Source organism: Cellulomonas sp. Y8 (genome assembly GCF_008033115.1).
Lineage (GTDB): Bacteria > Actinomycetota > Actinomycetes > Actinomycetales > Cellulomonadaceae > Cellulomonas.
Window position 1 is genome coordinate 211,185 of the sequence record NZ_CP041203.1, and the last position, 13,688, is coordinate 224,872.

The window sequence follows — 13,688 nt, forward strand, 5'->3', positions numbered from 1 at the left end:
AGCAATGGGGGGAGGCTGGGACGTCATCGGCCCGGGCTACAAGTGTGGCGACGATACCTGCCGGAAACACAGGCGCTCACATCGCGAGAAAGTGAGGTGGGTCACACGGGCGTTCGCCGCGGTCAGCGGGCCGTGCCGTGCTCCGCCACCTCGTCGTCCTGCGCCTCGGTCTCGCGCAGGAGGGGTGTGGTCTCGCGTCCAGGATGACGACGTCCGACGACCACGAACGCTACCAGCGCCCCGAGGAGCACGATGATCGACGTCCAGACGTTGAGCCGGAACGGGCCGATCATCTCCGCGGGGTCGATCCGGACCAGCTCGATCCACAGCCGGCCCGTCGTGTAGACGATCACGTACAGCCAGAACGCCCGGCCGTGACCGAGCCGCAGCCGGCGGTCGAGGTAGATGATCAGCGCGGCGCCGGCGAGGTTCCACACCAGCTCGTACAGGAACGTCGGGTGGAACAGCGTGCCCGACTCGTAGCCGGCCGGGAGGTGCGCGTCGTCGATCCGCAGGCCCCACGGCAGGGTCGTCGGGCCGCCGAACAGCTCCTGGTTGAACCAGTTGCCGAGCCGGCCGATCGCCTGGGCCACGAGCAGCCCGGGCGCCAGGGCGTCCGCGAACACCGGGAACGACACCCCGGCGCGGCGGCAGCCGATGTACGCGCCCACCGCGCCGAGCGCCACGGCGCCCCAGATGCCCAGGCCGCCCTCCCAGATGTACAGCGCGCGCACGGGGTCGCCGCCCGCGCCGAAGTACGCGTCCGGGCTGGTGATCACGTGGTAGAGCCGGCCGCCGACGATGCCGAACGGCACGGCCCAGAACACGATGTCGAGGACCTGCTCGGGGTCGCCCCCGCGCTCCTTCCAGCGGCGCTGGGTCATGATCACCGCGACCACGATCCCGGCGAGGATCGCGAGGGCGTAGGCGCGCAGCGGCACGGGGCCGAGGTACCAGACGGCCTGCGGCGGGCTCGGGATCGCGGCGGGGATCATCACACCGGCACTGTATGCGACCTGGGCGCGGGGCCGGGACGGGGGTCCGCGGGCGCGGACGCGCGGCTGCGCGGGCGCCGGGCGTGAGGTCGTCACAACCCGACGAGGTCGTCACTCGTGAGTGACGACCTCGTGAGCTTGTGACGACCTCACGGGTCCCGGCGGAGGCCGGTGGGCGCCGCCGGACGCGTCAGCGGGCGGTGCGGACGCCCTCGGCCAGACCGGCGGCGACGGCCGCGACGGCCTCGAGGCCCGCCTCGCGCGTCTCCGCGCCGGCGAGCGCGCGCACGAACGCCGAACCCACGATGACGCCGTCCGCGTACCTGCCGATGTCGCGCGCCTGCTCCGGCTTCGACACGCCCAGCCCGACGCACACGTGCTCCGCACCGGCCGCGCGGGTGTCGGCGACCAGCTGCTCCGCTCGGGCGCCGACCGTGGTCCGCTCCCCCGTCACGCCCATCGTCGACGCCGCGTACACGAACCCGCGGGACGCCGCGGCGGTCATCGCCAGGCGCTCCGGGGTGGACGACGGGGCCACCAGGAACACGCGGTCCAGGTCGTGCGCCTCGGACGCGTCGAGCCAGTCCTGCCCCTCGTCGGGGATGAGGTCCGGCGTGATGAGGCCCGCGCCGCCGGCTCCGGCGAGGTCCCGCGCGAACGCGTCCACGCCGTACCGCAGCACCGGGTTCCAGTACGTCATGACCAGCACCGGCGCGCCGGTGGCGGCGATCCGCTCGACCGCCCCGAAGGCGTCCCGCACCCGGGTTCCGCCGGACAGCGCGACGTCGACCGCGTGCTGGATGACCGGGCCGTCCATGACCGGGTCCGAGTACGGCAGGCCGAGCTCGATCACGTCGACGCCGGCCTCGACCATCGCGACGGCCGCGCGCACGGAGCCCTCGACGTCGGGGAAGCCGAGCGGCAGGTAGCCCACCAGGGCGCCGCGGCCCTCGGCCTTGAGACGGTCGAGGGTGGCGCCGGTGCGGGACGTGGTCGCCTGGACGTCGCTCACAGCTGCTCCCCCTCGTCGGCCTGGACGACCGGCTTGTCCTCGATCAGGTCGAACCACGCCGCCGCGGTCGCCACGTCCTTGTCCCCGCGCCCGGAGAGGTTCACCAGGATCACCGGCTCGCGGCCGTCCGGGGTCTCCCAGGTCGCGACCTCGCGGCCGAGCTGGATAGCGCCGGCCAGGGCGTGCGCCGACTCGATGGCCGGGATGATGCCCTCGGTCTGGCACAGGACGCGGAACGCCTCCATGGCCTCGGCGTCCGTGACCGGGCGGTACTCGGCGCGGCCGATGTCGTGCAGCCAGGCGTGCTCGGGGCCGACGCTCGGGTAGTCGAGGCCAGCGGACACCGAGTGGCTGGGCAGCGTCTGGCCGTCGTCGTCCTGCAGCAGGTACGACCTGGTGCCCTGCAGCACGCCCGGCGAGCCGCCGCTGAACCGCGACGCGTGCCGGCCCGACGCGATGCCCTCGCCGCCGGCCTCGAAGCCGAACAGCCGCACCGACGGGTCGTCGAGGAACGCGTTGAAGATGCCCATGGCGTTGGAGCCGCCGCCCACGCACGCCGCGACGGCGTCGGGCAGCCGGCCGATCTCCTCCGCGAGCTGGGCCTTCGCCTCCTCGCCGATGATCTTGTGGAAGTCGCGGACCATCTCGGGGAACGGGTGCGGGCCCGTCACCGTGCCGAGCAGGTAGTGCGTGGTGTCGACGTTCGCGACCCAGTCCCGCAGCGCCTCGTTGATCGCGTCCTTGAGCGTGCGGGAGCCGATCGTCACCGGGACGACCGTCGCGCCGAGCAGCCGCATCCGGGCGACGTTGAGCGCCTGCCGCTGGGTGTCCTCCTCGCCCATGTAGACGACGCACTCGAGGTCGAGCAGCGCCGCCGCGGTCGCGGTGGCCACGCCGTGCTGGCCGGCGCCGGTCTCGGCGATGACGCGGGTCTTGCCCATGCGCTTCACGAGCAGGGCCTGGCCGAGCACGTTGTTGATCTTGTGCGAGCCGGTGTGGTTGAGGTCCTCGCGCTTGAGGAACACCCGGACGCCCGGCGCGACGTGCTCCGCGAACCGCTTCACCTCGGTGAGGGGGCTCGGGCGGCCGGTGTAGGTGCGGTGCAGCCGCGCCAGCTCCGCGGCGAACGCGGGGTCGGCCGACGCCTTGTGGAACTCGGTGTCGAGCTCGTCGAGGGCGGCGATCAGCGCCTCCGGGACGAACCGGCCGCCGAAGTCCCCGAAGTACGGCCCGGCGTGCGTGGCCAGCGGCCCGCCCGGGCTGCTCGTCACCTGCGGACCCGTGCGTCCCGTCGTCACCGTGGTGCTCCTCGTGGTTCGTGCTGCGGGGCCGCGCTGCGGCGGCCGCCCTCGCTGGGGTCGGTCCGGCCGCGAGCGGCCGGGCCGGTGGCTACTGCCGGACCGCGCGCAGCGACGGGTGCGCGCCCGCCGCCACCAGGTCCGCGACCGACTGGCGCGGCGCGTCGTCCGTCACCAGCGCCTCGCCGACCAGCACGGCGTCCGCGCCGGCCCGGGCGTAGTCCATGACGTCGTGCGGCCCGCGCACGCCCGACTCGGCGACCTTCACGACGTCCGCCGGGATCGCCGGGGCCACCCGCGCGAACGTGCCGCGGTCGACCTCGAGCGTCTTGAGGTTGCGCGCGTTGACGCCGATCACCCGCGCGCCGGCGTCGACCGCCCGCACGACCTCCTCGGCGTCGTGCACCTCGACCAGGGCCGTCATGCCCAGGGAGTGCACCCGCTCGACGAGCGACGTCAGCACCGTCTGCTCCAGGGCGGCGACGATGAGCAGCACCAGGTCCGCCCCGTGCGCCCGCGCCTCCCACACCTGGTACGGCGTGACGACGAAGTCCTTGCGCAGCACCGGGATGTCCACGGCGGCGCGGACGCTGTCGAGGTCCGCCAGGCTGCCGTTGAACTTCCGCTGCTCGGTGAGCACCGAGATGACGGTCGCGCCGCCCTTCTCGTACTCCGCGGCGAGCGCGGCCGGGTCGGTGATGGTCGCGAGCGCGCCCTTGGAGGGGCTCGACCGCTTGACCTCGGCGATCACGGTCACCGCGTCCTCGACGCGCAGCCGCGACACGCAGTCGATGGCACCGGGGACGCGCGCCGCGCGCTCCTTGAGCTCGGCGAGGGGCGTGGCCGCCTCGCGCACCGCGAGGTCCTCGCGCACGCCAGCCACGATGTCGTCCAGCACGGTGCCCATCGGCGTCTCTTCTCCCCCGAGATCGGCGGCGGCGCGCCCCAGGGCACGGGAGCCGGCGGGGCTCCTCGGCGGGACCGGTCGCGGCTGACCACCGTGACGCGGGTCTCGTCCGACCACCTCGGCCATCGTACGGGCGCCGCGCACCACTCCCGACCACGGGCCAGCGGGTGGGACACGGGGGCGACCCGCGCGCGGCGAGATCGGTCGTCCCGCGCGAGATCGGTGCGTGCAGCCACCGATCTCGGCGCGGAGCACCGATCTCGACGAACGGGTGACGGGAGGGTCAGTAGCCGTAGTACGTGGTCGACGGGCTGCTCAACGAGCCGGCCACGCCGATCAGGAAGAAGACGATCCAGCCCGCGGAGATGATCGAGCCCAGGATGATGCCCGCGAGCGACAGGCCGGCGTTGTTCGCCTCGCCGCGCTGCGCCGCCTTGCGGCCGAGCACGCCGGTGATGATCGCCGGGATGCCCGCGAGCGGCCCGAAGCAGACGAAGCTCGCGATGCCGAGCGCGAGCGACCAGACGCCGAGGCTGTTCTTGGGGTAGCCGTACATCGGCACGTACGAACCGCCCGGGTAGCCGCCGTACGGCGCCGCGGGGTACCCGCCGGGGTAGCCCGGACCGGCCGGGGGCTGGGCGGCGTAGGGGTCCTGGCCGTAGGGCTGCTGGCCGTACCCCGGCTGCTCGCCGTAGCCGGGCGCCTGGCCGTAGGGCTGCTGGGCGGCGTACGGGTCGGGCGCACCGTAGGGCTGCTGCTGGCCGTACGGGTCCTGCGCCGCGTACGGGTCCGGCGCGCCGTAGGGCTGCTGCTGGCCGTAGGGCTGCTGCGCCGCGTACGGGTCGGGTGCGCCGTAGGGCTGCTGCTGGCCGTAGGGCTGCTGCGCCGCGTACGGGTCCGCTGCGCCGTAGGGCTGCTGCGCGGGGTACGGGTCGACCCCGCCGTACCCGGCCGAGCCCGAGCCGCCGCCCGGCTGGTCCCAGGCGGGACGGTCGCCGTCGCCCGCGCCGTCGGCGCCCGGCTGCTCGCGGTTCGGGTCCGTGGGCTGGTCGGGCGTGGTCACGGGCGGCCTCCTGGTTCGCGGGTCGGCGCACGGCGCGCCGGTCGGCATCCTAGGGACGACCCGGGACCGCGCGGGCCGCCGACCCGCCGGTTCACCCGCCCGCCGCGCATCCCCGACGTCAGGGCGCGAGGACGCCCGCCCAGGCCGGGACGTTGCGGGCGAGGCTGTAGAGCACGACGACGGCCGCGGCGGCGAGGGCCACCCAGGCGCGCGGCGCCGCGGCGCGGCGTCCGGACCGCAGCGCCCGCGCGGTCCAGCGCGCCCACAGCCCGACCAGCACCGGCACGAGCAGCACCCACAGCGGGTTCATCGCCCACGCGCCGGCCACGTCGCCGACGAGCAGGTCGTGCGTCGCCCGGAGGCCGCCGCAGCCGGCGCAGTACAGGCCGGTGAGGGCGTAGAGCGGGCACGCGCCCCACGAGCCGGGCTCGTGCGGGTCGACCAGCACGAGCCCGAGCGCGGCGACGGCCGCCCCGCCCGCGACCAGCAGCGGCGTCCGGGCGGCACGCAGCCGCGCGCGGGGCGCGAGGGTCTCGGGAGGGGCGGCCGTGGCCACGGGGGACGTCAGTACGTCGAGTTGTTGTTGATGGTGTCGAGGTACGCCGCGAAGCCGCCGGTCGCGATCGCGATGATCAGGAAGATCAGGCCGATCACCTGCAGGCCCGTCACCACCCAGGACACGATGTAGCCGGCGTTGGCGAGCGAGCCGTTGTTCGCCTCGCCGCGGGCCACGGCCTGCTTCGCCTTCGAGCCGACGATGATGCCGGGGATGCTGGTGAGGATCGAGCAGACGAAGAACCCGACGATGCCGAGCACCAGCGACCACACGGCGAGGTTGTTCTTCGGGTAGAAGCCCGCGCCGTAGCCCTGGGCGCCGCCCGGGTAGGCGGGCTGGCCGTAGCCGCCCTGGCCGTAGCCGCCGGACTGCGGGTAGCCGCCCTGGCCCTGGTCGCCGCCCGCGTACGAGCCGTACTGCGGCACGCCGCCGGCCTGACCACCCTGACCGGACTGCCCGTAGGGGTCACCCGCACCCGGGGTGCTGCCCGGGTACTGCGGCGTAGCGCCCGACTGGTCGCCGGAGCCCTGCCCGTCCGGGGCGGAGTACGGGTCCTGGGGCTGGTTCGGGGTCGACATGATCGGCTCCTCCATCGGGGGGTTCTGGCGCGGCGTCCGCCCTGGTGGGCGGCCGTCCGACATCCCCACAGGTGTACCGGAGCGGACGCGCGGCGTCCACCGCGTCCCGGCCCGCGGCCGGGCCGGACCTCAGTGACCGCCGGTGCGACGCGCCTTCTCGATGGTGTGCTTGCCGCCCTGGCCGTAGCCGAGCACCTGCATGACCTTGCCGACGACGACGCCGAGCAGGGCGACGGCGAGGCCGGCCCAGAACAGCCACATGAGCGCGAAGATCAGGCCGAGCGCGCCGGCCGTCGAGCCGACGAGGACGACGACCGTGGTCGTCCAGGCGGCGCTGGTGTGCCCGTGGTTGGTCGGCGGCGCCTTCGGCGGCAGCCGCAGCGTCTCCGTCCCCGGGACCTGCTGGGCACGCCCGGTCACGACGCCGGAAGAACTGAGCGACTGCTCGACCATCGTGGAACACCTTTCATGACTGTGTGTCGCAAACCCTAGCGGACCGCGACGGCCTGCTCAGGTCGGGCGCGCGGCCGCCGGGGCGGGCGCGCGGGGTTCAGGTCGGGTCGTCGCCGCGGGTCAGCGCGTCCCAGGTGCTGCGCTCGTCGGGCTCGGCGCCGCCGTCCGCCGGTGCGGTCCCGGGGCCCGGCGCCGCGCCGCCCGCGGCCCCTGCCGACGCCGCGGACGCGGTGGTCCCGGTGCCGGCGCGCTCGTAGCGGTCCGTCGGCGCGACCCAGCGCGCGGACGCCCGGGCGAGCCCGACGGCCGCGGCCACGACGACCACGCCCAGCGCGGCGGCGACCCACGGCCAGACGGCCACCTCGACCGCTCCGGTGAGGTTCGACACGCCGGTCGCGTCCGCCGCGGCGCGCTCCGCCGTGGCCGTCGCCCCCGGGCGCGCCCCGAGCGCCGACGCCACCACCAGCGCGCCGGCGGCGGCCACCACGACCACCACGACCCAGCGCCCGACCCGGCCGACGAGCCCGAGCGCGCCCGCGGCGGCGAGCAGCACCAGCGCGGCGGCGACCAGGCCCGGCGCGGCGACCGTGCCGCGGACGGTGATCGCCACCGCGTCGCCGAGCGCGTTCGCGCCGGTCGCGGTGATCCACACCGGCAGCGCGGTCAGCGCCACCAGCCCGGAGAGCAGGAGCAGGACGAGCACCCAGCGGCCCCGTCGGCCGCGCGCCCGGGGCTCCGCGGGTCCCCCGCCCCCGGTCGCAGCGCCGCCGCGACGCGCCGTGTCCTCCGCGCCGCCGACCGGCCCCGATCCCCCGGTCACGGCGCCCCGACCGCCCGGAGCCGGGACGCGACCTGCACCGCGCGTACCGCGGCCGCGGCCTTGTCCCGGGACTCCTGGTACTCGGTGGCGGGCACGGAGTCGGCGACGATCCCCGCGCCGGCCTGGACGCTCGCCCGGCCGTCCCGGATGAGCGCGGTGCGGATGGCGATGGCCATGTCCATGTCGCCGGCGAGGTCGAAGTAGCCGACGGTGCCGCCGTAGATCCCGCGGCGCGCGGGCTCGATCTCGTCGATCAGGGCGATGGCGCGCGGCTTCGGGGCGCCGGAGAGCGTCCCGGCCGGGAACGTCGCGGTGAACGCCCCGAGCGCGGTGGCCCCGGCGCGCAGCCGGCCGACGACGGTCGAGCAGATGTGCATGATGTGGCTGAACCGTCGCACCGCCATGAACTCGACGACCTCGACGGTCGCGGGCTCGCAGACCTTGACCAGGTCGTTGCGGCTCAGGTCGACCAGCATGAGGTGCTCGGCGCGCTCCTTGGGGTCCGCCAGCAGCTCGTCGTGCAGCGCGCGGTCCTCCTCCGGGGTCGCGCCGCGCGGCCGGGAGCCGGCGATCGGGAACGTCGTGACGTGCCCCTCGGTGACCTTGACCAGCGTCTCCGGGCTGGACCCGACCACGGCGAAGTCCCGCCCGTCGGCGTCCTGCAGCTGCAGGTAGTACATGTACGGGCTCGGGTTGATCGTGCGGAGCACGCGGTAGACGTCGAGGGGTGCGGCCGGGCAGTCCAGGTCGAGGCGCTGCGACAGCACCACCTGGAACACCTCGCCGTCGACGATGGCCTCCTGGCCGCGCGCGACGGCGGCCTCGTACTCGGCGGCGGTCGACCGGAACTCCAGCTCCGGCGCGGGGGCGTCCACCAGGTGCGCGGCGGCGGGCGCGGCCGGGCGCAGCAGCGCCTCCTGCATCGCGTCGAGCCGGGCGACGGCGTCGGCGTGCGCCTCGTCCACGCGCGCGTCGGTGCCGTCGAAGTTGATCGCGTTCGCCACCAGCCAGACGGAGCCGTCCCGGTGGTCGGTGACCGCGAGGTCGCTCGCCAGCAGCAGCGTCATCTCGGGGACGCCGAGCTCGTCGGGCGCCGCGGCGGGCAGGGTCGGCTCCCAGTGCCGCACCACGTCCCAGCCGAGCGCGCCGACCAGGCCGCCGGTCAGCGGGGGCAGGCCGGGCACGGCGGGCGTGCGGAGCACCTCGAGCGTCTCGCCGAGCACCGCGAGCGGGTCGCCCTCGGTCGGCACGCCCGCGGGCACGTCGCCCGTCCACACGGCCCGGCCGTCGCGGACGGTCAGCGTCGCCCGGGACCGCACGCCGACGAACGACCACCGGGACCAGGACCCGTCCTGCTCGGCCGACTCGAGGACGAAGGTGCCCGGCCGGCCGGCCGCGAGCGTGCGGTAGAGGCCGACGGGCGTGGTGTCGTCGGCCAGCAACCGGCGCACGACCGGGATCACCCGGCGCGTGGCCGCGAGCTCGCGGAACTCGCCGAGCGCGGGCCAGGTGGCGCCCCAGGGCACGTCGACCGGGGTCGTCGCGGGGGCGGCGGGCGCGCCCGGCGTCGCGCCGGTCATCCGTGCTGCTCCGTCGCGGCCGGGCGCTCGCCGACGACGGCGCCCAGCGAGCCGCCCGCCTCGAAGCAGGTGCGCGTCCCGGTGTGGCAGGCCGCGCCGACCTGGTCGACGCGGACGAGCAGCGCGTCGCCGTCGCAGTCGAGCGCGACGGACTTCACGTACTGCGCGTGCCCGGACGTGTCGCCCTTGCGCCAGTACTCCTGCCGCGACCGGCTCCAGAACACGACGCGACCGCCGGTGAGCGTGCGGTGCAGCGCCTCGTCGTCCATCCAGCCGAGCATGAGCACCTCGCCCGTGTCGTGCTGCTGCACGACCGCCGCGACCAGGCCGGACGCGTCGCGGCGCAGGCGCGCGGCGAGCTCCGGGTCGAGGGGGCTGGGGGTGCCCGCGGGGGCGGGGGTCTGCGTCTCGCTCACGCCCCGATCCTCCCACGCCGCGCGTCCCGACCCGCGAGCCCGCACGCACCGCGCGAGCCCGCCGGCCGTCTCGTGCGGGCCCGCTCCCGGAGCCGGCGCGGTGCGCGGTCAGCGGGTCTGGGCCACCCACGCGCGGTGCATCGCCGCGTACACGCCGTCGCGCGCGACCAGGTCCTCGTGCGGGCCGAACTCGACCACGTGCCCGGCGTCGACCACCACGACCAGGTCCGCCGCCTCGGCCGTCGACAGCCGGTGCGCGATCGTCACGGTGCTGCGGCCGGTGGTCAGCGAGTCGAGCGCTCGCGCGATCCGCACCTCGGTGGCCGGGTCGACCGCGGAGGTCGCCTCGTCCAGCACGAGCAGGTCGGCGTCCGCGAGGTACGCACGGGTGAGCGCCACGAGCTGCCGCTCCCCCGCCGACAGCGCCTCGCCGCGCTGGCCGACCGGCGTGTGCAGGCCGGACGGCAGCTCGGCGACCCAGTCGGTGAGCCCGAGCTCGGCCAGCGCGGCGCGCAGCCGGGGCTCGGCCTCCGCGGGCGTCGGCGCGGCGTGGTCGTCGCCGTCGCGCAGGCCGTAGACCAGGTTCTCGGCGAGCGTGGCGTCGAACAGGAAGCCCTCCTGCGGCACCATGACCACCCGGCGGCGCAGGTCCTCGGTGCGGACGCTGCGCAGGTCGGTGCCGTCGAGCAGCACCGCGCCGCGCGTCGGGTCCATCAGGCGCGTGACGAGCTTGGCGATCGTCGTCTTGCCCGATCCGGTGGCGCCCACGACCGCGACGGAGCGGCCCGCGGGCAGGTGCAGGTCGACCTCGTGCAGCACCGGCGGGCCGTCCGGGTACGCGAAGCCGACGCCCTGCAGCTCGACCGCGGCCGGACCGCGCGGCGACGGCACCCCGCGGGCGCCCGGGTCGGCGACCTGCACGGGCGTGTCGATGATGCCGAGCACTCGCCGCCAGCCGGCGACCGCGTTCTGCAGCTCGTTGAGCACCTCGGTGGCCCTGCTGCACCGGCCCGGTGAACAGCTGCACGAGGAAGAGGAACGCGAGCAGCTTGCCCACGCTGAGGTCGCCGGCGACGCCGAGCGCGGTGCCGGCGACGACCACGACCGCCAGCACCAGGTTCGCGACCAGCACGCCGGAGGAGAACACCAGCGACACGGTGTTCTGCGCGCGGACCATCGCGTTCCGCGTCGCGCCGATCCGCTCGTCCACGTTCCTCTGCACCCGGCGCTGCACGCCGTACGCGCGGATGGTCTCGGCGCCGACGACGGCCTCCGACACCGCGCCCAGCATGGCGCCGACCCGCTCGCGGACGGTCGTGTAGGCCACGTTGACCCGGCGCTGGAGCGGGCGCAGCGCGAGCACCAGCGGCCCGAAGCACAGCCAGACCAGGAGGGTCAGCTGCCAGGAGTAGACCGCCATCAGCACGGTCGCGACCAGCACCTGCAGCGTGGAGACGAGCAGCATGATGCCGCCCCACTGCACGAACATCGAGATGGTGTCGACGTCGGAGGTCACCCGGGACACCAGGGAGCCGCGCCGCTCGGTGTTCTGGGTCAGCACCGACAGGTCGTGCACGTGCCGGAACGCGCGCACGCGGAGCTGGGCCAGGCCCGCCTCGCTGGCACGGAACAGCCGCACGTTGACCAGCGCCGAGCACAGCCCGCCGGCGACCAGCGCGAGCGTCGCGGCCAGCACCAGGGTCACGACCCGGCGCACGTCGGGGCCGCCGTCCGCGAGGATGCCGGTGTCCATCACCTGCTGCACCGCGATCGGCACGACGACCTTGCCCGCGGCGGCGAGCGTCGCGAGCAGGAACGTCACCCCGATGCCCTGCACCAGCTGCGGCGACACCTCGATGCCGCGGCGCAGCGTGCCCATGACCCCGCGGTGCGTGCCGCCCAGGCCGGCCTGGGCCTCGGCCTGCTGCTCGGCGCTCATCGGGCCCCCTCCGCGTCCAGCTCGTCCTCGTCCTCGTGCTCGAGGTCGGCGCGCTCGTCGGCGGCGGCCGCCTCGGCGTCCAGCGCCTCGGCCCGGCGCGCCGCGCGGCGCTCGGACTCCTGCTCGTAGGCCGTCGCCAGCTCGGCGTACCCGGGGTCCCGGGCGAGCAGCTCGGCGTGCGTGCCGTGGTCGACGACCCGGCCGCCGGCCAGGTGCACCACCTCGTCCGCGAGCAGCACCGACGACATCCGGTACGCCACCAGCAGGACGGTGGGCCCGCTCGCGTCGCCGCCGGCGTGCGCCCGCAGCCCGGTCAGGATGTCCTGCTCCACCCGCGGGTCGACCGCGGAGGTCGCGTCGTCCAGCACCAGCAGCCGGGGCCGGCGCACCAGGGCGCGCGCGATCGCGAGCCGCTGGCGCTGGCCGCCGGACAGGTTGGAGCCGCGCTCGCCCAGCCGGGCGTCCAGGCCGCCGGGCAGGTCGCGCACCACGCCGTCGACCCGGGCGAGCCGCAGCGCGGCCCACACCTCGTCGTCGGAGGGCGCGCCGGGGTCGTCCGGGTCGCGCAGCGTGACGTTGCCGCGCACGGTGTCCTCGAACACGAACGTCTGCTGGCCGACCAGCACGACCTGATCGGTGAGGTCGCCGGGCACGAGGTCGCGCACGTCCGTGCCGTCGACCTCGACGGTGCCGGTGCTGGGGTCGGTCAGGCGCGGCACGAGCGACACGAGCGTGGTCTTGCCGGCACCGGTCGGGCCGACGACCGCGACGACGCGGCCGGGCGCGACGTCCAGGTCGACCCCGCCGAGCAGCTCGATCGGGCCGGCGGGCCCGGGGACCTGCACGCCGACGCCGGACATCCGCAGCGCGGCACCCCCGCCCGCGCCGCGGGCCAGCGGCCGCGCGCCGGCGACGAGCTCGCCCTCCGCGTCGACCACCCGGGCGACGCGCTCGTGCCCGACCAGGCCGCGCGGCAGCTCGCCGAGGACCCAGCCGAACGCGCGCACCGGCACCGCCATGAGCGTGAGCAGGTAGGCGGCCGAGACGATGTCGCCCGTGCCGACCGCGCCGGCCTGGACCCGCCAGACGCCGACCAGCAGCACGAGCAGCGTGCCGAGGTTGGGGAGCATGTCGATGACCGGGTCGAAGTAGGCGCGCACGACGCCCACCCGCACGTTCGCGTCCCGGAGCTGCCCCGCCCGCTCGGCGAACCGGCGCTCCTCGCGCTCCTCGGTGCCGAGCGACTTGACCAGCAGCGCGGCCTCGAAGCTCTCGTGCGCGATGTCGGCGACCTCGGCGCGCAGCTGCTGCGCGCGGGTCGCGGCCGGGGACATCCGGCGCTGGAAGACCAGGTTGGCCACCACGGCGGCCGGCAGCACGGCCATCGCGGCCACGGCCAGCCACACGTCCGTGCTGAACAGCGCGACGGCGGCGACGCCGATCATCACGACGACGCCCAGCGCGAACGGCAGCGGGTTGAACACGCCGGTGGCGGCCTCGACGTCGGCGGAGGCGTTGGACAGCAGCTGGCCGGTGGGGTGCGCGCGGTGCCACGTCATCGGGAGCCGCAGGTACTGCCGGGTGACCGCGCGGCGGTGCATCGCCTGCTGGTCGGCCACGCCCATGCCGGCGAAGATGCGGCGGCCCGCGACGGCCGCGGCCAGCGAGACCGCGACCAACGCGAGCACGCCGCCCGCGACCCAGATCCGGCCGCGCGCCTCGGGGTCCCCGCCGAGCGCCGGGACGACCACGCTGTCGGTCGCCCAGCCCAGCACCCGGCTGATCGCCACGGTCAGCGCGCCGTACGCGGCCGAGGTGCCGATGGCCAGCACGTACGTCCGCGGCTGGGAGGCGATGCCGCGGCCGAGCAGCAGCAGGGAGCGCCGCAGCACCGACCCGGTGAGCATCGCCGGACGGGGCGTGGTGGAGCGCGCGGGCACAGCACGGCCTTTCACGAGAGGAGGTGGCGGCGCCGTCGATCCTCTCACGGGGCACCCACAGGTGAGACGGCGGGGTCGCACCAGGTGAGACGACGGCCCGGCCCGGAGGCCGGTCCCGGGAACGCCGACGG

Annotated in this window: 12 protein-coding genes and 1 pseudogene; all 13 read right to left on the reverse strand. The window is 75.7% G+C overall.

Translation table 11 applies throughout. The features are described 5' to 3' along the window. Positions 1–122: 122 nt before the first annotated feature. Positions 123–995, reverse strand: a complete 873-nt coding sequence (gene lgt, locus FKM96_RS00985; RefSeq protein WP_147796828.1) for a prolipoprotein diacylglyceryl transferase — start codon at positions 993–995, stop codon at positions 123–125. Between the two features lie 190 nt (positions 996–1,185). Then, positions 1,186–2,007 (reverse strand): tryptophan synthase subunit alpha, encoded by an 822-nt coding sequence (trpA, locus tag FKM96_RS00990; protein WP_147793677.1) that lies wholly within the window; start codon positions 2,005–2,007, stop codon positions 1,186–1,188. Further along, positions 2,004–3,305 carry a tryptophan synthase subunit beta gene (gene trpB, locus FKM96_RS00995; RefSeq protein WP_371300470.1) on the reverse strand — a complete coding sequence of 434 codons (1,302 nt, stop codon included), beginning with the start codon at positions 3,303–3,305 and terminating at the stop codon, positions 2,004–2,006. The genes trpA and trpB overlap by 4 nt, the downstream gene beginning before the upstream one ends. A 91-nt stretch (positions 3,306–3,396) precedes the next feature. After that, a complete protein-coding gene (gene trpC / locus FKM96_RS01000; RefSeq protein WP_147793678.1) occupies positions 3,397–4,212 on the reverse strand; it encodes an indole-3-glycerol phosphate synthase TrpC in 816 nt (271 codons plus the stop codon). A 283-nt stretch (positions 4,213–4,495) separates the two neighbouring features. Beyond that, a complete protein-coding gene (locus FKM96_RS01005; RefSeq protein ID WP_147793679.1) occupies positions 4,496–5,275 on the reverse strand; it encodes a DUF4190 domain-containing protein in 780 nt (259 codons plus the stop codon). Between the two features lie 118 nt (positions 5,276–5,393). Beyond that, positions 5,394–5,831: a DUF2752 domain-containing protein gene (locus tag FKM96_RS01010; RefSeq protein WP_246855120.1), complete on the reverse strand. Its 438-nt coding sequence runs from the start codon at positions 5,829–5,831 to the stop codon at positions 5,394–5,396. 8 nt (positions 5,832–5,839) lie between these two features. Beyond that, positions 5,840–6,409, reverse strand: a complete 570-nt coding sequence (locus tag FKM96_RS01015; RefSeq protein WP_168216831.1) for a DUF4190 domain-containing protein — start codon at positions 6,407–6,409, stop codon at positions 5,840–5,842. 129 nt (positions 6,410–6,538) lie between these two features. After that, positions 6,539–6,862 (reverse strand): HGxxPAAW family protein, encoded by a 324-nt coding sequence (locus FKM96_RS01020; protein ID WP_246855121.1) that lies wholly within the window; start codon positions 6,860–6,862, stop codon positions 6,539–6,541. A gap of 97 nt (positions 6,863–6,959) precedes the next feature. Continuing rightward, positions 6,960–7,565 (reverse strand): Trp biosynthesis-associated membrane protein, encoded by a 606-nt coding sequence (locus FKM96_RS01025; RefSeq protein ID WP_168216832.1) that lies wholly within the window; start codon positions 7,563–7,565, stop codon positions 6,960–6,962. 113 nt (positions 7,566–7,678) lie between these two features. Beyond that, a complete protein-coding gene (locus tag FKM96_RS01030; protein WP_147793682.1) occupies positions 7,679–9,262 on the reverse strand; it encodes an anthranilate synthase component I in 1,584 nt (527 codons plus the stop codon). Beyond that, positions 9,259–9,678 carry a phosphoribosyl-AMP cyclohydrolase gene (hisI, locus tag FKM96_RS01035; protein ID WP_147793683.1) on the reverse strand — a complete coding sequence of 140 codons (420 nt, stop codon included), beginning with the start codon at positions 9,676–9,678 and terminating at the stop codon, positions 9,259–9,261. Before hisI ends, FKM96_RS01030 begins: the two co-directional genes overlap by 4 nt. 108 nt (positions 9,679–9,786) lie before the next feature. Next, positions 9,787–11,617: pseudogene (locus FKM96_RS01040) on the reverse strand (ABC transporter ATP-binding protein). Continuing rightward, complete coding sequence (locus FKM96_RS01045) at positions 11,614–13,524, reverse strand: ABC transporter ATP-binding protein (protein WP_147796832.1); 1,911 nt, start codon at positions 13,522–13,524, stop codon at positions 11,614–11,616. The pseudogene FKM96_RS01040 and the gene FKM96_RS01045 overlap by 4 nt, the downstream one beginning before the upstream one ends. Between the last annotated feature and the right edge of the window lie 164 nt (positions 13,525–13,688).

Coding starts and splice junctions, on each gene's coding strand:
- lgt (WP_147796828.1), bottom strand. CDS start 995: ATGATCCCCGCCGCGATCCCGAGCCCGCCGCAGGCCGTCTGGTACCTC.
- trpC (WP_147793678.1), bottom strand. CDS start 4,212: ATGGGCACCGTGCTGGACGACATCGTGGCTGGCGTGCGCGAGGACCTC.
- FKM96_RS01015 (WP_168216831.1), bottom strand. CDS start 6,409: ATGTCGACCCCGAACCAGCCCCAGGACCCGTACTCCGCCCCGGACGGG.
- FKM96_RS01020 (WP_246855121.1), bottom strand. CDS start 6,862: ATGGTCGAGCAGTCGCTCAGTTCTTCCGGCGTCGTGACCGGGCGTGCC.
- FKM96_RS01030 (WP_147793682.1), bottom strand. CDS start 9,262: ATGACCGGCGCGACGCCGGGCGCGCCCGCCGCCCCCGCGACGACCCCG.
- FKM96_RS01045 (WP_147796832.1), bottom strand. CDS start 13,524: ATGCTCACCGGGTCGGTGCTGCGGCGCTCCCTGCTGCTGCTCGGCCGC.